Annotated in this window: 13 protein-coding genes; 10 read left to right on the top strand and 3 right to left on the bottom strand. The window is 62.1% G+C overall.

Translation table 11 applies throughout. The annotated features are described in order from the left end of the window. Positions 1–155 precede the first annotated feature (155 nt). The 3 genes from JFU37_RS30755 to gspG form a co-directional block, all read right to left on the bottom strand. Positions 156–695 carry a hypothetical protein gene (locus tag JFU37_RS30755; RefSeq protein WP_242485787.1) on the bottom strand — a complete coding sequence of 180 codons (540 nt, stop codon included), beginning with the start codon at positions 693–695 and terminating at the stop codon, positions 156–158. Positions 696–845: 150 nt separating this feature from the next. After that, positions 846–2,033, bottom strand: a complete 1,188-nt coding sequence (locus JFU37_RS20080) for a type II secretion system F family protein (RefSeq protein ID WP_201117836.1) — start codon at positions 2,031–2,033, stop codon at positions 846–848. A gap of 14 nt (positions 2,034–2,047) precedes the next feature. Continuing rightward, on the bottom strand, positions 2,048–2,482 hold the full coding sequence (gspG, locus tag JFU37_RS20075) for a type II secretion system major pseudopilin GspG (RefSeq protein WP_201117834.1): 435 nt from the start codon (positions 2,480–2,482) through the stop codon (positions 2,048–2,050). A 195-nt stretch (positions 2,483–2,677) separates the two neighbouring features. Between gspG and JFU37_RS20070 the strand changes: the two genes are divergently transcribed. The 10 genes from JFU37_RS20070 to JFU37_RS20025 all read left to right on the top strand — a co-directional run bounded on the left by JFU37_RS20070 (position 2,678) and on the right by JFU37_RS20025 (position 18,693). Beyond that, positions 2,678–3,286, top strand: coding sequence for a lytic transglycosylase domain-containing protein (locus JFU37_RS20070; protein WP_201119484.1), 609 nt, complete (start codon positions 2,678–2,680; stop codon positions 3,284–3,286). A gap of 331 nt (positions 3,287–3,617) precedes the next feature. Beyond that, positions 3,618–9,425 (top strand): manganese-oxidizing multicopper oxidase MnxG, encoded by a 5,808-nt coding sequence (gene mnxG, locus JFU37_RS20065; protein WP_201117831.1) that lies wholly within the window; start codon positions 3,618–3,620, stop codon positions 9,423–9,425. A gap of 157 nt (positions 9,426–9,582) precedes the next feature. Continuing rightward, a complete protein-coding gene (locus JFU37_RS20060; RefSeq protein ID WP_201117829.1) occupies positions 9,583–11,535 on the top strand; it encodes a YncE family protein in 1,953 nt (650 codons plus the stop codon). A gap of 13 nt (positions 11,536–11,548) precedes the next feature. Next, the gene (locus JFU37_RS20055; RefSeq protein WP_201117827.1) at positions 11,549–12,205 is read left to right on the top strand and encodes an SCO family protein; all 657 of its coding nucleotides are present in this window, start codon (positions 11,549–11,551) and stop codon (positions 12,203–12,205) included. Beyond that, on the top strand, positions 12,202–12,822 hold the full coding sequence (locus JFU37_RS20050) for an SCO family protein (protein WP_201117825.1): 621 nt from the start codon (positions 12,202–12,204) through the stop codon (positions 12,820–12,822). The genes JFU37_RS20055 and JFU37_RS20050 overlap by 4 nt, the downstream gene beginning before the upstream one ends. A gap of 9 nt (positions 12,823–12,831) precedes the next feature. Continuing rightward, positions 12,832–14,397: a cytochrome c/ABC transporter substrate-binding protein gene (locus tag JFU37_RS20045; RefSeq protein ID WP_201117823.1), complete on the top strand. Its 1,566-nt coding sequence runs from the start codon at positions 12,832–12,834 to the stop codon at positions 14,395–14,397. Between the two features lie 13 nt (positions 14,398–14,410). Next, entirely contained in the window at positions 14,411–15,364 is a 954-nt protein-coding gene (locus JFU37_RS20040; protein WP_201117822.1) for a peptidylprolyl isomerase, read from the top strand. Positions 15,365–15,584: 220 nt separating this feature from the next. Beyond that, entirely contained in the window at positions 15,585–16,118 is a 534-nt protein-coding gene (locus tag JFU37_RS20035) for a response regulator (RefSeq protein ID WP_201117821.1), read from the top strand. 84 nt (positions 16,119–16,202) lie between these two features. Continuing rightward, on the top strand, positions 16,203–17,909 hold the full coding sequence (locus tag JFU37_RS20030; RefSeq protein ID WP_201117820.1) for a GspE/PulE family protein: 1,707 nt from the start codon (positions 16,203–16,205) through the stop codon (positions 17,907–17,909). Then, positions 17,890–18,693, top strand: coding sequence for a hypothetical protein (locus JFU37_RS20025; protein ID WP_201117819.1), 804 nt, complete (start codon positions 17,890–17,892; stop codon positions 18,691–18,693). Before JFU37_RS20030 ends, JFU37_RS20025 begins: the two co-directional genes overlap by 20 nt. Position 18,694 lies beyond the last annotated feature (1 nt).

Genomic DNA, 18,694 nt, shown 5'->3' with positions numbered 1-18,694 from the left:
CTGAGACTATCGCTGGATGGCGCTGTACCTGTAGGAGCTGCCGCAGGCTGCGATCTTTTGATCTTGATCTGTCCGGGATACTGAAAATCAAGATCAAAAGATCGCAGCCTGCGGCAGCTCCTACAGAAGTTTGTGTTGTTTCGGATCAGCGTTTGTCAGGTCCTTTTGTCATCGCCTACTTCACCATTGGCGTGAACGCCGTGGTCATCGCCGACTTCACCGTTGCCATGCACACCGTGGTCGTCACCCACTTCACCATTGGCGTGAACGCCGTGGTCATCACCTATTTCACCGGCATGATGAACCCCATGGTCGTCTCCCGGCTCTTCGTGCGTGCCATTGCGCCCGGAGGACGCTGTGTTGCCGGAATGCCCCGAGCCATGGTCGCTGCCGCTGTGATCGCTACCACTGTGACCACTGCCGCTATTGCCGCCACTGCCACCGTTGCCGCCGCTGCCGCTTCCTCCGTGACCGCCGCCATTGCCGCCGCCGCCGCCACCGCCGCCACCGCCACCACCGCCGGAACCTCCACCACCTCCGCCATTGCCGCCACCGCCACCACCAGAGCCGCCACCACCCCCTCCATCCTTGGCGTGGGCAGTCGAGACTCCGGACAGGTTGTCCGGTATCAGTACGGTGGACGCCGACAGAACTGCGCCAATAGCTACTGCCAGTAAAAGCTTGTTGATGTGCATGTCGTTCTCCGTCTTCTCGTTCAGGGTTGGAACGTTGAGGAACAGTGCAACGTGCTGCTAATTCAGTTGATAAACACGTCAACGTACTGATTTATTCATTTGTCACCTCGATGAACACTGCGACGTACCGTTCGACCCTGTTGCAGAGGGTCAGTGAATGCTTGAGGCCAGCTCGAAAATAGGGATGTACATCAGGATCACGATGACCCCGATCAGCAGGCCAATGAAGGTCATGAGCAACGGTTCGAACAGCCGCACGAACCATTCGATCCAGCGGCTGATTTCTTCGTCGTAGAAGTCGGCGCTGCGCTCCATCATTTGCCCGAGGTTGCCGGACTGTTCACCGGCGCGCAGCAGGCGCAGGGAAACCGGGGTCACCAGATGATTGAGTTCCAGCGCGGTGGACAGCGACTGTCCCTCGCGTACCCGTTCGCAGGCCTGGTCCAGGCGAGCGCGAGAGGCGACGGTGAGCAAGCCGCGAACCATGCCCATGGCGGTGACGAGGGGAATGCCGCCTTGCAGCAAAATCCCCAGCGAGCGGTAGAACCGCGCCAGTTCGTACATGAAGATGCGTTGATGGACCGCCGGGAGTTTTTCAATGACCCGGTCCACGCCCCGGCGAAAGGCCGGTTGGCGTTTCAGGAAGACGAGGGCGACGATGATCGCCGCCAATGCGCCGAAGAATTCGCCCTGATGCGTGTGCAGGAACATCCCGCTGCTCATCAGGACTTGCGAGAGCCACGGCAAGTTCGACCCCAGGCCTTCGAACACGAGACTGAAGCGCGGCACCACGTAGCCCATCAAAAACAACACCACGCCACCCCCCACCACCAGCAATAGCATGGGGTAGATCGAAGCGCTGACGATCTTCTGCCGAACCTCGTCCATGCGCTGGCGATAGCTGACATAGCGGCCCAGGGCATCGCCCACGGCGCCGGTCTTCTCGCTGGACTGCACCAGCGCCACATAGAGAGGAGGGAAAACAGCGGACAACTGGCCCAGTGCCTGGGAGAACGATTTGCCTTCATAAAGCAGGCGCACCAGTTCGCTCAAGGTCTTGCGGGCCTGTGGCGCGTTCTCTTTTTCCGCCAGGCTTTCCAGCGCATCGATCAACGGCAGGCCCGCATTGAGCAATGTTGTCAGTTCCTGGCTGAACAGCACCAGGTTGAAGGTCTCGCGCTGTCGAACGCGCAACGCACGCCAGTGCCGCTCGGCGTACAGGCTGACTACCCGATAACCCTGGTCTTCGACAATGCGCCGGGCTTCGCTGTGGCCGAGCGCCTCGACGGTCATCGAGACGACGCCGGCCTTGCCAACGGCTTTGAGATGAAAACGCATGATCGCCACTCCCGTCATTGCCAGCTGGTGATTTCGGCGTTTTCGCCTTCGCCACCGGGTTGCCCGTCCTTGCCCATGGACAGCAAATCGTATTCGCCGTTTTCGCCGGGGTAGCGATAGGTGTAGTTACGCCCCCATGGATCCTGCGGCAGCTTTTTCTGCAGGTAGGGACCAGTCCATCGGGTTTCATCACTCGGCGCCGTCACCAGCGCCTGCAAACCTTGTTCGGTCGACGGGTAGTGACCGACCTCCAGGCGGTACAAGTCCAGTGCCTTGCCCAGGCCTTCAATTTGCGCCTTGGCCACCTTCACTTCGGAGCGGCCCAGTTGAGCGAAATACTTCGGCGCGACGATGCCGGCCAACAGCCCCAGCACCACCAGCACCACCAACAGTTCGAGCAGGGTGAACCCGCTTTGAGTACGCGGGGTAGAACGCAGACGCTGATTCATGATGACCTCGCACAGTCGGCAGAAGGATCGCCATACAGGCGTATGCAATTGCCATGCTCAGGCTGATGCATTCTCCTGAATCCCAAGTATTACGGGCCTTCTCACTTGCGGCACGGTGCTTGCGTAAGGCTGATTCACGATCGGCCATTGGGGCAATACCCCCACTTTTCGGGGCCGGCCAGGGGAGGCGTAATGATGAAGTCACTCACCCAAGGATTACTCGGCTGTCTGCTGTTGACCGGTGTCGCCCAGGCCGATGTGTTCATTTCCGTGGACGCCAGGGGCAGCTACATTTTGTCCAACGTCCATCGTCCCGGACGGCACTACGAACGGGTGATTCATGAGCCGGAAAAGGCCTTGGTCAGCCTCGATCAGCAGCCCCAGATGATTGCCAACCAACCCTACGCCGAGCTGGTCTCGGCGGCGGCCACGGCCAACGAATTGCCAGCGGCGCTGCTGCATGCGGTGATTAAAACCGAGTCCAGCTACAACGCCGACGCGACGTCCGCCAAAGGTGCCGGAGGGCTGATGCAATTGATGCCCGCCACCGCCCGGGAAATGGGGGTGAAAGACGTCTATGACCCGAAAGCCAACATCCAGGGCGGCGCCAAATACCTCAAGCACCTGATGACCCTGTTCGACAACGACATCGCCCTCGCCGTGGCCGCCTACAACGCCGGGCCGCAAGCGGTGCTCAGCCGTGGCGGGGTGATCCCGCCGTTCGCTGAAACCCAGCGTTACGTGCCAAACGTGCTGCGCCAATACCGCCGCCTGCAGGGCCTGGGCGTGGATGCGCCGCTGTGATTGGGGGGTTTCCCCAATAGTGGGGCAACGCTCTCTGTTCTAACTGACACCCCCGTTTCCCTGTAGGAGCGAGCTTGCTCGCGATGGTGTGTCAGTTGACACCCCAGTAGCTGACCCACCATCGCGAGCAAGCTCGCTCCTACAGGATTTGCGTTTTGGGTGATGTTGTCGTCAGCCCGAAAAACGGGGAATGGGTGGGGAATATCCCCCGAGTTATCAAGTCGTTTACGTAACCATCTGAAAAACAAACAAATTATTTATGGCATGCGGATTGCTCAAAGGATTTGTCGAGACTTGTTCCCTGTGAGCACCTACAGCGAGGCCCGTGATCATGACTGGCATACCTCACGCTCATCACTTGGTTAACCTGCTGCTGTTTTTAGCGCCGCTGTTGGGCATCGAAATGGCCGAAGCCGCCGCACGCTGCGAACGAAATCTGGTGGCGAACGTCGTGGCGCTGGATCAGCCGCTGATGTTCAACCGCCTCGGTGCGCAAAACGTCAACGGCATGATGTTCGCCCTGCGTCGTGATGTGGTCGACGACCACAACAGGTCCCTTGCCCAAGGCGGGGCGGCGGTGCCGGGCAAAGTCGCGTTGCGGCCCGACAAGCGTCCGCGTCCCCTGGTGTTGCGCGTTGCGGCCGGTGACTGCCTGACCCTCAACCTGCAGAACCTGCTGGCCTATCAGGCCAACCCCGGGTCGCACGATAACGGTGGGGGAGAAGAGGGTGAAGTCCAAATCGGTGATGCAGAAAACTTCAAGGTCGATGAGCAAGTCACTGACCGCCACGTCGGTTTCCAGGTCAATGGCCTGCAAGCGGTCAACAGCATCGACGACATCGCCGCCTATACCGGGCGCAATGGCAACGCATTAGTCGCCCCTGGCGCCACACGTTCCTACACCTTGTACGCCGAGCGCGAAGGCGCGTTCGCCGCCAGCAGCCGGGGCGCAACATTCGGTGGCGAAGGCGATGCGGGCAACGTCGCCAACGGCCTGTTCGGCGAAGTGGTGGTGGTGCCCAAGGGCGGCCGCACCTACCGCAACACCGTGACCGAAGAAGAGATGCGCATGGCCAGTGTTGGCCGTACGCCGGCCGGTCAACCGATCGTTGATTACCAGGCGCGTTACCCGCAACGCGAACCCTGGATTGGTGAAGGCAAGGCCGGCACGCCGATCATCAGCATGATCGACGGCAATGAAATCATCTCCAGCGAAAGCGACGCGATTGTGATGGGCAGCAACGCCGACGGCAGCTTCCCGCCGTCGACTTATCCGCTGGAAGCCATCGGCAAACGCAACCCGGCGATCCCGAATCGTCTGGAGCCGTTCCGTGATTTCGCCTCGCAGTTCCAGGATGAGACCGCTGCGACTCAGGCATTCCCCGCGTACTGGGCCGACCCGGTGATGGCCCATGTGCTGGAGCCGACCCGCGATTCGTTCATGATCAACTATGGCTCCGGTGGCATGGGCGCCGAGGTGGTCGCCAACCGACTGGGCGTCGGGCCGATGCACGATTGTCTGTCCTGCGCCTATGAAGAATTCTTCCTCAGCGCGCACACCGTCGGCGACGTGGCGATGCTGGTGGACGTACCGGCCAATGCGGGCCTGGAAAACATTCGTCCGGGTGAAACACCGCGCGCCGATCAGGTCGGGGTCAAGGCGACCATGGCGCTGTATCCGTCCGAGCCGTCCAACGTCAACCACAGCTACATCGGCGACTTCGTCAAATTCCGCAACACCCACAACGGCCACGAGCAACACATCTTCCACCTGCACGGCCATCAGTGGTTGTTTAACCCCAACGATGACAACTCTGACTATGTGGATGCCCAAGGCATTGGCCCGGGCGCCGGTTACACCTATGAAATCGCCAACGGAGGGTCGGGCAACCGCAACCGCGTCGCCGGTGATGCGATCTATCACTGCCACTTCTATCCGCACTTCGCTCAGGGCATGTGGAGCATGTGGCGGGTGCACGATGTGTTTGAAGAAGGCACCCAACTCGAGGTGTCCCAGCAGGGCACCGACGGTTACCACAGTGAACCGTTTGCACTGCGCAGCGGTAAACCGGCCGCGGGTGCCCGGGCCTTGCCCGACGGCGAAATCGTTGCCGGTACGCCGATTCCAGCGGTCGTGCCGCTGCCAGGCAAAGCCATGGCGCCCATGCCGGGCAAAGTCGCGGTGGTGCCGAAAATCGGTGAAGTCCTGGTGGCCGGTAGCGATGACGACGAAGGTGATGATGACGGCGAGCATCATGGCGGTAACGGTGGCGCTCAGGCCATCGGTTCCCTGGCCCTGGTGGACCGCAGCGAAGCCAATCGCAATGCCGACGGCAGCCTGAAAAACCCTGGTTATCCCTTCTGGATCGGCGGCATGGAAAGTTCGGTCGGCCAACGCCCGCCGACCCCGCCACTGGACATGCTCGACGCCGCCAAGGCCCAGAGTCTGAAGAACAGCGGCAATGCCTTGTGGGCCAACCTCGACCCGGCTCAATCCGGTGGCTGGGACGGCGGTTTGGGACGCCACTCGCTGGACGGTTTTTCCTCGGGCGGCCAGGCGCGCACCATTACCACGTCCCTGGACTTCTCCAAGGAAGTGACCCGCGCCAAGCCCATTTATATGCCGGAAGAGGGCACCGAAGTCGAGCAGGCGGCCATGGCCTTCCACGCCAAAAAAGATCACCCGAGTTTTGCCCTGTTGCCCGGCAATCAAATCGTTGCGCGCAACTTCCGCACCAACGGCGCCTTGCCGATGGCGGGTGCGCCGTACTACGAACCGTGCATGGACGACCGGCAAAAACGCCTGACCGCCAGCGCCGGCAGTGGTGAATTCAACAGCGGCGAGCGCATCGACGGCATGTCCTTCACGGGCTCGTCGACGTTCACGGCTGACCGGCCACGGATCTACAAAGCCGCGAACATCCAATTCGACGCGGTCTACAACAAGGTCGGTTACCACTTCCCGCAAGCGCGCATTCTGGCCCTGTGGGAAGACGCGTGGCCGGTGATTAACAAGCAGCGTCCGCCAGAGCCGTTGGTGATGCGCATGAACACCTTCGACTGCGTGCAGTACCAGCAAACCAACCTGGTACCGGCCACCTACGAGATGGACGACTATCAGGTGCGCACGCCGACCGACGTGATCGGTCAACACATTCACCTGCCGAAATGGGACCTGACGGCCGCCGATGGTTCGGCCAATGGCTGGAACTACGAAGACGGCGTGCTTTCCCCCGGTGCGGTGCAAGAACGCATCCACGCGATTCGCGAGTTCAACCAATGCGCAACTGCCGACCCGCGTGACGGCACACCGGCCTGCCCGAAAGCCAAAAGCCACCCGTACTTCGGCCAGTTTGGCCGGGCCGACTGGGTCGGGGCGCGCACGGCGATGCAGCGCTGGTTTGTCGATCCGGTGGTGAACACCAAAGGCGTCGACCGTGGCCTGGGGACCATTTTTACCCACGACCACCTCGGCCCGTCGACGCACCAACAGATCGGCTTGTACGCCACCGTGCTGGCAGAACCGGCCGGTTCCACCTGGTTCCACGCCGAAACCGGCGAGCCGTTGTACAGCGGTGCGCGGCAGGACGGCGGCCCGACGTCGTGGCAAGCGGTGATCTCAACCGGTGACCTGGACGGCGATGGCAAGAACGACAGCTTCCGTGAGTTCTTCCTCGAATACAGTGACTTCCAGCACGCCTATGAAGCCGGTGTGTACGTGGGCGCTGGCCCGAACGGCGTGCCCAATCCGCAAGCCTTCCCGGCCACGGCTGATAGCTTCCGCTACGCAATCAACCCGCCGGTGCGCAAAGAAGCCGAGACCTTGCTTGAGCAGGTGGTCGAAGCGCGCGGTGGACTGATGCCCGGTTGCCCAAGCCGGCCATGCCCTCAAGCCATCTCGGTCGATGACCCCGGCATGTTCGTGGTCAATTACCGCAACGAACCGCTGGCCCTGCGGGTGTACGACCCGAACAAGGTCGGCCCGGACGGCAAGCGTGGCATGCAGGCTGACGGCCTCGGCGGCGACCTGGCGTACGCCATGCAAAGCCGCACCGACCGCGCCATCCCGGCGATGAACCTGGCGCCTAACCTTGTCACCGCGGCCACCGGTCCCACTGGCGGCACCACACTGTTCCCGCCACACATCAACCGTGGCGGCGCAGAACCGGGTGACCCGTTCACCCCGATGCTGCGCACCTACACCGGTGACAACGTGCGGCTGCGGGTGCATGCCGGTGGTCATGAAGAAGAGCACAACGTCACCCTGCACGGCGTGAAATGGCTGCAAAGCGGTTCCGGCTACGGCAACAGCTCCAACTCCGGCTGGCGCTCGTCGCAGATGATCGGGATCTCCGAGCAGATGGGCTTCAATGCGCCGGTGTCGATGCTCTCCAGTTCGGCCGCGACCACCGGGGATTACCTGTACTCGATGGACGCTTCGCTGGAAGGTTACTGGAGCGGGATCTGGGGCGTGATGCGCAACTACACGGCCCAGCGCAGCGACCTGTTCGCGCTGCCGAACAATGCGAAACCGGCCAGTGTGCGCAACACCGTGGCGTTCGATGGCATCTGCCCAAGGATCGGCGCCAACCTCAATGGCATCGGCACCCGGCCGACACCACAACGCAACTATGAAGTGGTCGCGGCACTGGCCAACGACATCCTCGGCAATCCGTTGAGCCTGGCCATCGGCGATCCGGCCGGGCTCGGGCAACACGTCGGCGGGCCGTTGAATCCGGCGGGGGGTACCCTGGTGTACAACTCGCGGGCAGTGAACATTCCTCAGGTCACGGTGAACGACCCTGCGGACGGGACGACCTTTACCATCGGCGGGCAAAGCGGGCAATTGCATGACCCGACGGCGATCCTCTACGTGCGCAAGGCGGATCTCGATCCGGTCACCGGCAAGCTCAAACCCGGTGTGCCTGTCGAACCGCTGGTGCTGCGTGCGACGGCCGGTGACTGCATCAACATCACGCTTGAAAACCGCTTGCCCAGCGTGATGCCGGACCTGACCCAGACGGCCTCGGTGATGGGCATGGTCAAGCGTGACCGCAACGATGGCGAGGGCTCTACCACCTTCAGCAATAACCTGATGCGGCCCTCCAGCACGGTGGGCCTGCACGCACAACTGCTGGCTTACGACATCACCAAATCCGACGGAACCAACGTCGGCACCAACCCGATCCAGACCGTGCCACCGCGTGTTGGCAATGTCGGCGCGTACCCGATGCGTTCCTATCAGTACTACGCCGGGCACCTGGAGCGTGAAGGCAAGCCGATCACGCAACTGGGCCGCAGTGTCGACAACATCAACGCCACGGCGGTGGAGTTCGGCGGGCTGAATTTCACCCCGGCGGACGTCATCAAGCAGCCGCAAAAAGGCCTGGGCGGTGCGATGAGCATCCTGCCGATCGGCGCCACCTGGGTTGACGATGCGCGCAAAGTGTCGGCGACGGTCACTGCCCCGGGGCAAACCACCTACCGCGATTTTGCGATGGTCTGGCAAAAGGCGTTGAACATGCGCTGGGCCAATGGTCGTCCGGTGGAAGGTATTGCCTCGGAGGCCGGTGTACCGACCGATCCGCAGGACAACTCGAGCATGGCCATCAACTACAAAACCGAACCCATGTGGTACCGCTTTGGCCTGCCACCGGATGCGCCGTTCGGTCACGCCGACGGCCATGGTTACGGCGACGTGCCTAACGCGCATATGGCTTTCAGCAATGCGCTGGTGGGGGGCGATCCGCAAACGCCGGTGCTGTATGTGAAACCGGGCCAACCGTTCCGCACCCACATCCTGATGCCCACCGGTGGCAGCCGTGGCTCGACCTTCCAGTTGGACGGTCACGTCTGGTCGGTCAACCCGTTCCAGTCGGAGAAGAGCGACACCGGTGGTTACCCGATGAGTACGCCAGGGGTGGGTTCGGTGCGGTTCGGTTACAACCCGATGTCGATGTACATCGGCGCCCACGAAAGCATCCTGCCGGCGGCGCATTTCAGCTTCATGCACCCGAGTGCCGGCGGCAGCAACGCTATACCGGGCGATTACCTGTTCCGTGACTACGCCGCTTACGGCAACACCGCCGGGCTCTGGGGATTGCTACGGGTGACCAACGAACCCGAACCGGCGCCGTAGAGCAGGAAACAACGCAAACCCTGTAGGAGCGAGCTTGCTCGCGATGGTCGTCAACGATAACGCGGCGAACCTGATACCCCGCGGCGTTCCAAAGCTTTTCGCGAGCAAGCTCGCTCCTACAGGGGCGGTAAGGCAGATCTGTAAGGGGAGAAGTGACATGAACAGGACCCTCAAAATGGCCGGTTGTGCGCTGATGGCAGGAGTGGCGCTGATCTGGCTCGGGGTTTGGCGGACGATGCCGCCGAACAGGCTGGACGAGATCGCGTTGCCGGACACCTGGAGCGGCCAGACGCTTGCGCGTGACGGCGTGTCGGTGGCGCTCGAGGTGCGGTCGCTGGCGGAGGATGGCGTGCTGCGCGAAGGTGGATTCGCTGACGTGCGCTTCCGGGTCACTGACAGCGCGTCGGGCCAGCCACTGTCGGGTGTTGCGCCCGGTGCCTGGCTGGACCCGGAAACCGTCGCCGCAGACCAGGCCCAGGGGCGCGAACACAGCTGCAAGTCGCGGGTCGGGGTGTTTCTCAAATCCAGCATCGGCGCGCGACCGCTGCTCGATCTGAACAGCTATTTCCTGTTGGTGATGGACCGCGATGCCAGTGTCTCGGTGGTCGATCCGTCGGTCTCGGTGGGCGGCATCACCAGCACCATGGCGCGGGTCGCCCTCAAGCAACAGCCGATGGATTGGGTCACGCCCAAGGACAACAAACGGGTGTTTATCTCGATGCCGGCCGCTGGCGAAATTGCGGTGGTCGACAGCGAACAATTCAAGTTGGTCGATTCGGTGCCCGCCGGCAGCAACCCGGTGCGCGTGGCCCTGCAACCCGACGAGCGTCTGTTGTGGGTCGGCAACAATGCGTCGAAGGCCGAGGCGTCCGGGGTCACGGTGATCGACACCCACAGCCTCAAACCCCTCAAGCACTTGGCCACTGGCGGCGGTCACCACGAAATCGCATTCAGCAAGGACAGCCGTTTTGCCTTCGTCACCAACCGCGACGACGGCACGCTGAGCATCATCGACATCGCCAGCCTGACCCTCAGCAAGCAACTCAAGACCGGCTCGCACCCGTTATCGGTGGTGTACTCGCCGCTGTCCCAGGCGGTGTATGTCGCCGACGGCAAGGACGGCACCGTGACCGTGGTCGATACCGCCAGCCTCGACGTGCGTCGAGTGATCAAGCTGAAGCAGGGCTTGGGCCCGATGGGGTTCAGCACGGACGGTCGTTTCGGCATCGTGCTCAACACCCTGGAGAATCAGGCCTCGGTGATCGACGCCGCCACCGATGCGATGATCCATGAACTGGACGTGTCCGCCGAACCCTATCAAGTGGTGTTCACCAAGGCTTACGCCTACGTGCGGGGATTGGCCTCGGCCAAGGTCACGATGATCAACCTGGCGTCGCTGGGTGAAGGCCGCAAGCCCATCAGCCAGGGTTTCGAAGCCGGGCCACAGGCGCCACGACTGGCCGGTGATCTGCCGTTGGCGTCAAGCCTGGCCGTGTCGCGGGACGACAACGCGGTGTTTGTGGTCAACCCGGTGGACAACACCACTTACTTCTACGCCGAAGGCATGAACGCACCGATGTCCGGTTACCCCAACCGCGGGCAAGTGGCGCGGGCGGCGATGGTCATCGACCGCAGCCTGCGCGAAATCGAGCCGGGGCTGTACAGCGCGCGGATCAAGCTGCCCAGCGCCGGGCGTTTCGACGTGGCGTTCTTGCTCAATCAACCCAACATCATTCACTGCTTCACCGCGCTGGTTGAGCCGGATAAAACGCTCGATCAGCACCCCGGCGCGCCGACGGTGGAGTTCATGCTCGACCAGGCCACAGCCACCCTCGGCCGTCCTTATACCGTGCGTTTTCGCATCGTCCAGGGCGCGCAAAAGGCGCAGCGCAGCGGGGTGAAAGACGTTCACGTGCGCTACTTCCGCGCCCCGACTTCCCGGGCTCAGGAAGTCGCCGCCCTTGACGTGGGCGACGGCATTTATGAAGCCCCGGTGACCCTCGACCAGAGCGGCGCCTGGTACCTGCACGTGCGTGCGGCGTCCCTCGGCGCCCGTTTCGACGACAAGACTTTTGCCAGCGTTCGGGTCCTGCCCGGCGATGCCCACTGAAGAGGAAATCGACATGAACCGATTCGCACACCGTGGACTGCTAACCTTCTGCCTGTTCGCCGTCGGTATCGGGCAAGCCCTGGCGCATTCGGCGGATGAACACGCCGACCACCCCATGCCCGCCAAAAGCGCCAGCTCGGAAACCACCCAGGTCAAATTTGCCGACGTGGCGCTGGTGGACCAGAACGGCAAAGCCGTGCACCTGGAAAAGGATCTGGTGACCAACAAGATTGTGGTCATGAGCTTCATCTACACCAATTGCACCACGGTCTGCCCGGTGGTGTCGTCGATCATGGGCAAGGTACAGAAGCAGCTCGGTGCGCGGGTCGGGGGTGAGGTGCAACTGGTGTCGATCAGCATCGACCCACAGCGCGATGACGCCAAGCGCCTGAACGATTATGCCCGCAGCTTCCAGAAGGGCCCGGGCTGGAGCTGGCTGACTGGCAGTTCGCAGTCAATCAACGAAACCCTCAAAGGCCTCGGCACGTTCAGCGGCGACTTCAAAAACCATCAGCCGCTGATCCTTGTCGGTGACGGCAACAGCCGCCACTGGACTCGCTATTACGGCTTCACCGATCCGGCGGTGCTGACCCGTGAAGTGGAGAAACTCAGCGGCCAGCGCAACGCCCACGCCAAACACACCGCGGTTGCGATGGAGAGTCAGCCATGAGAACCATCGACTGGATCGCCCTGAGCGTCTGCTTTTACCTGTTCAGTTCGCTGGCGTTCGCCCATGAAAGTCATGAAGCGCCCGCACCCGCAGTGGCTGCCACACAGCCGGCAACCGGCACGCGCGATGCCCGGACCTGGTTCACCGACACCCCGTTGCAGGACCAGAATGGCCAGACCCTGCGCTTCTACAGCGACGCGTTGCAGAACCGCGTGGTGCTGTTGAACGTGATTTTCACTCGTTGCAACGATGCCTGCCCACTGATCACCCGCAAACTCAAGGACGTGCGTGAGTTGTTGGGCGACAAGGCTGACGGCATCACCTTCATCTCCCTTACCAGTGATCCGCTGCGGGACACCCCGGCGGTACTCAAGGCTTACACCTTGAAGCAGGGCGTCGATGGCCCCCACTGGCTTTTTCTCACGGGTGACAAGGCGCAAATGGACCTTGTCCTGGGGCGCATCGGGCAGATCGTGCCGACCCCCGAACAGCATTCGACGCAGCTGATTGTGGGTGACGTGGCCAACAAACGCTGGAGTAAAATTCGTCCCGATGCACCGGCCGCCGCCATTGCCCAGCGCTTGCAATTGCTGACAATGCCCGTGGCCGGTCGATGAGTGCCTGCCATGATCAAGCCCATCGCCGTCTCCGTCCTCGTCCTCTCGCTGTTACTCCTCTGCGCCCTCAGCCTGCGCGCCAATGCATTGCCGCTGACCCCCAGCGAAAGTGCCGGCAAACGGCTGTATCGCGAGGGACTGTCCGGGAGTGGCGAACCGATCATGGCCCGGGTCGGCGCGGCGGATATGCTGCTGCCGGCCACCAGCTTGCCCTGCGCCAATTGCCATGGCGCCGATGGCCTGGGGCGCCCGGAAGGCGGGGTGCGACCACCGGAGCTCCACTGGTCGCGGCTCAGCAGTACCTACGGCCAGCAGCAAATCAATGGCCGCGATTACCCGCCCTACACCGAAGGGACCTTGGCGCGAGCCATTCAGGAGGGACGTGATCCGGGCAACAATCAACTCGACCCGGCGATGCCGCGATTCGTGCTGTCGATGAATGATCAGCGCAACCTCATCGCCTACCTCAAACGTCTGGCCGATGACCGCGATCCGGGCCTGACCCCGGACAGCCTGCACCTGGGCACCTTGTTGCCGAGCCAAGGGCCGTTGAGCGAGCAGGGCGCCACCGTGGCGGCGGTGCTCAAGGGCAGCGTGGCGCGAATCAACGAAGCGGGTGGCATTCATGGTCGGCAGTTGCGCCTGACCATCATCGACCCAGGCCCGGACCGGGTCAGTGCAGAGCAGGCGTTGGACCGCTTGATCGATAAGGATCAGGTGTTCGCCCTGATCGCGCCGTTGGTACCGGCGCTGGAACCGGAACTGGCCGAGCGCCTGGAACGGGCCGGCATTCCGCTGATCGGGCCCTTGTCACTGCTGGGGACGGCCCAGACCAGTCGCCAGATTTTCGAACCGCTGCCGGGCTTGCGCGAACAAATGATCGCCTTGGCCAACTACGCCGCCGACAGTCTTCGGGTCCTCCAGGGACCGACGCTGATTTCCTACACCAACGATCCCGGCCAGCGGCTGGCAGCACAGAACCTCGTTCAGTACCTGCAAGATCACGCCTGGCAACAGGTCAGTCTCAGAGCCTACGACTCGGCGCAGGACGAGTTGCCGTTGGGCTCGCGGTCGGTGTTTTACCTGGGCTGCGGCGATGGTTTCAGCCGCCTCGCCGAGCGCTTGCAGAAAGCGGGGCAGGTGCCTTACCTGTTTGCCGCGTCGAACCAGGTGGCGGGTGATTTGTTGCAGGTGCCCAGTAGTTTTTCCCGGCGAGTATTTTTGGCCTATCCGTTCGTGCCCAGTGACTGGACGCTGGCCGGGCGCCTGGCGCTGACCCAGTTGCGCAAACACCAGGGGCTCGGGGGGCAGCATTCAGTGCTGCAAGTCGGCGCGTTCAGTTCGATGTTGTTGTTGAGCGAAGGCATGAAGCAGGCCGGGCGGGACGCCAGCCGCGAGAAACTCATCAGTGCCCTGGAAGGCCTGCATGACTTCGATACCGGGCTGACCCCGCTGCTCAGTTTCGGTCCGGGTCGTCGTCAGGGTTTGAGCGGCGCCCATATCGTCACCGTGGACTTGCCCGACCAGCGTTTCTATCTGGTCGCCCCTTACAAACCCATTACAGCGATGCCCTGACGGGAGGCCGATCATGACGTTCAACACCCTGCTGATCCTGCTGACGATGTGGGTTCCCGTGGCGTTTTGCAGCAATGGCCCGGCCGCCGCGCGGGTTAATGGTGAGGAAATTTCCGAATTTCGCCTGGAGCGCTATTTTGCCGAGTACCTGGAAGATCAGGGGCGTGCGGTCGCCAGCATTCGTAATCCCAAGGCCTACAAGCAACTGCGTCAGGCGGCGCTGACCGCGTTGATCGATAAGGAACTGCTGTGGCAAGAAGCCGTCAAGCGCGGGGTGGTGATCAGTGACGCCAGGGTGAACAGCCAGGTCGATCAGACCCGGCAGGCCATCGGCGGTGCCGAGGTGTTTGCCCGACGCCTGGAAGAGGCCGGTTTCGATGAAGCCGGATTTGCCGAGTACACCCGCCGTGAACTGGCGGCCCAGCAAGTGTTTGCCGACCTCACCCAGGTCAGCGAGCCGGACGAAAAACAGGTCCGCGCGTTCTACGATGAGCACCGCGCCGAGATGAGCCGGCCCGAGGAGGTCCGGGCGTCGCACATTCTCATCAAAGTGCCGCAAGACGCTGATGCCGCTACAGTTGAAGCAGCGCGACTACGCTTAGAAAAGATGCAGGTGAAAATCAGTCAGGGAGAAGACTTTGCCAGCGTCGCCCGGGCCGGTTCTGAAGACGTATCGGCCAATGATGGCGGGGATTTGGGCTATTTCCCCCGTGGGCGCATGCTGCCGGAGTTTGAAGCGGCGGCGTTCGCCCTGGCGCCTGGGACGGTCAGTACACCGGTGCGTACGCGGTTGGGCTGGCATTTGATTTACCTGCAGAACCACGTGGAGGCGGCCGATGTCTCAGAACAGCAAGGGCTTGAGAGGGTCCGGGCGTACCTTGCCCGACAGCATCAAGCCCAGGCTCGTCTACAGTTCCTCGCACAGCTGCGATCCAGCAATCGAATCGAACGGATTGACGACGAATGAGTGTGAAACCCCAATAGTGGGGAAACGCTTGCGTACACCTCCGTGTGGTTCCCCGCCTTTGGGGGACGGGGTTCCTGTACGAAAAGGTTTTTCCATAGAATTCAAAGACGTGAAGCGGTAAAAAAACCGGCGCTCAGCCTGGCATGAAGTGTGCGTTAGCCTCAGTAAGGCGCGTACTCCCAGGCTCGATTAACGGACCTGCGGTTTCAAGGAGTCGACCTTGTTAAACAAAGTACTGGTTGTCGAAGACGAACAGCTCCTTGCAGAAAACCTCAAGGATTACCTTCAGGCGCAAGCGCTGGACGTTCGGATAGCTCATGACGGTGCCATGGCAATCGGCGAAGCCGAGCGTTTTGCACCCGATGTGATGGTGTTCGATTACCGCTTGCCCGATATGGAAGGCTTTCAGGTGCTCGATGCCGTCCGCCAGAACAGGAAGTGTCATTTTGTACTGATCACAGGGCACCCAACCGCTGAAGTCTGTGAGCGGGCCCGGCAACTGGGAGTCAGTCACATCCTGTTCAAACCGTTTCCATTGGCGGAATTGGCCCGTGCAGTCTGTGACCTTTTAGGGATGGAGCGCGAACTCAAAGCAGGTGTGAGCCCTTCCGAAGGATTTGTCGAACGACGCCAGAGCAGGACCGAGAGTTTCCCGCTGCAGTTGTACGACGGCAGTTGGGTGCTGGCGGACCGCCGACGAAGTTCATCGGCTTCCATGGCACCAGACGACGAACAATTGCTCACCGGGGAGTAGTGGCGCGACAAGCCGTTCCGGTACATGCCGTAATTGCTCGCCGCGTCGACAGGGCTCAAAGCCCCCGGCGTTGGAGAGCATGCCATGGACCGTCTATCCCTTGCCGTCGAACCGGCGCTGTTGGACTGTGTACCGTCTCGTTTTTCCAGTGAGCAATTAGCCCAGGCCCGGTCCCTGGCCGCCAGTTCCGGCGAACGGGTACTGGAAGCCCTCGGGGTGCTGTGCGAACTGGCCCCCATGCCCTTCATCGAGTGCCTCGGCGCTACCCTGCATTACCCGGTGCTCGACACCGACACCCTGTTCAAAGCCACCCCGGTATTCGACCGGGTCACCCTGGCCCAATGCCTCAAGCGCGAATTCATCCTGCTGCGTCATGGCGAGGCGGTCATCGGCGTCTTCGCCGACCCCTTCGATACGTCGCGCCTGGCCTGGATTGATGACTGCCTGCACGGCGCGCCGCTGTACCTGGTGCATGCCGATGACTTGAAGGCTTATCTGGCGCGCCACGAAGAGAGCTTCCACGCGGTGGAATCGCTCAACGCCCAGGCCGACGCCCATATCGAAACCGATACCCTGCAAAGCCTGTCGCTGACCAGCATCAGCGAAGACTCCAGCGTGGTGGTCAAGCTGGTCAACTCGACCCTTTACGACGCGCTGAAAATGCATGCCAGTGATATCCACCTGGGCACCACCGGCAGCGGGCTGGTGATCAAGTACCGGATCGATGGCGTACTCAACAACATCAGCAAGATCCAGGGCAGCGAGTTCGCCGAGCAAGTGATTTCCCGGGTCAAGGTCATGGCCGAACTGGACATCGGCGAAAAACGCGTGCCCCAGGACGGTCGCTTCAAGATCGGCATCAGTGGTCGGCAGATCGACTTTCGGGTCTCGATCATGCCGAGCATTTTCGGCGAAGACGCGGTGCTGCGGGTGCTCGACAAACAGGACCTGGCGGACAAGGTCTGCGGCGTGCAGTTGCAAGCCCTGGGCTTCGAAGATGAAACCCTGCGTCACCTGCGGCGGCTGGCGGCCGAACCTTACGGCATGGTGCTGGTGACCGGCCCCACCGGGAGCGGCAAAACCACCACGCTGTACGCGATGATCACCGAGATCAACCACGGTGTGGAAAAGATCATCACCATTGAAGACCCGGTGGAATACCAATTGCCGGGCGTGCTGCAAATCCCGGTTAACGAAAAGAAAGGCCTGACCTTCGCCCGTGGTTTGCGCTCGATCCTGCGCCATGACCCGGACAAGATCATGGTCGGTGAAATCCGTGACCCCGACACGGCGCAGATCGCTGTGCAATCGGCGCTGACCGGGCACCTGGTGTTCACCACCATTCACGCCAACAACGTATTCGACGTGATCGGCCGGTTCACCCAGATGGAAATCGATCCTTACAGCCTGGTCTCCGCGCTCAATGCCGTGTTGGCCCAGCGCTTGATCCGCCTGGTCTGCACCAGTTGCAGCGCACCGAGCCAGCCGACTGACGAGGAGCTGTGCGCTTCGGGGCTCGATCCGCAAAAGGTCGACCACTACCACTTCGTTCATGGCAAGGGTTGCGGCCATTGCCGTGGCACCGGTTACCGCGGGCGCACGGCGATTGCCGAGCTGCTGCACCTGGACGACGAACTGCGGCAAATGATCGTCGAGCGCCAACCCATTTCGAAAATCAAGGCCCTGGCGTGCAGCCGTGGCTTGCGCCTGTTGCGCGAGTCGGCGCTGGAACTGGTGCAAGAGGGCCGGACCACTCTCGAGGAGATCAATCGTGTCACTTTTATCTCGTGAGCGTTATGTCGCCGTGCTCGGCGCCAGTGGTGTCGGCCTGGGGCAGCGTCGGGGCAGCGAAACCCTGTGGCTGGGCAGTGTCGGATTTATCGACGAAGGCTTCCATGCCTGGGCGGTGGCCCTGGAAACCCTCGACCGTTTGCTGGCTGAACACACCCGTCCCGGTGCCGAATTGAGCGTGGTGATTTCCGGGCACTTCAGCCGCTTCTGCCTGGTGCCGTGGAGCGAACAGATCAGCAGCCCCGTCGAACTGCTCGGGTTTGCCCGGCTGTGCTTCGAAGACCTCTACGGCATACCGACTCAACCCTGGAGCCTGGTGCTGTCGGCCGAGCCGGCAGGCTACGACCGGATCGCCACGGCATTGCCCGAAGACTTGCTGGCGCGCCTGCGCAGTCTGGCCAGCGGTCGTGGCCTGCGCTTGCGGTCGGTGCAGCCTTACCTGATGGCGGCGTTCAATCATTTCGACCCGAGCTTCGACGCCGGCGACTTCCTGTTTGTGGTCGCCGAGCCGGTCCGCAGCGTCTTGCTGATGGCCCGGGAAGGACGCTGGACGTCGGTGCGTTCGGTGGGCAGCAGCGACAGCGACGCCGCGCTGACTGCGCTGATCGGTCGTGAACACCAGTTGCAGGCCTCCACCAGCGAACGGCCGCTGAGCGTTTATCTGCACACGCCGGCGCGCATTGACTCACACCCAGAGGTGCCCGGCGTGCACCTGCGCACGCTCGAAGAAGACCGGACTTGCGTACACGATTGTTTGTACGTGATGTCCCGGGCGGTGGCCTGAC

The organism is Pseudomonas sp. TH41 (assembly GCF_016650695.1).
Lineage (GTDB): Bacteria > Pseudomonadota > Gammaproteobacteria > Pseudomonadales > Pseudomonadaceae > Aquipseudomonas.
Note: the sequence above shows the minus strand (reverse complement) of the source record. Positions and strands in the feature narration are given on the sequence as shown.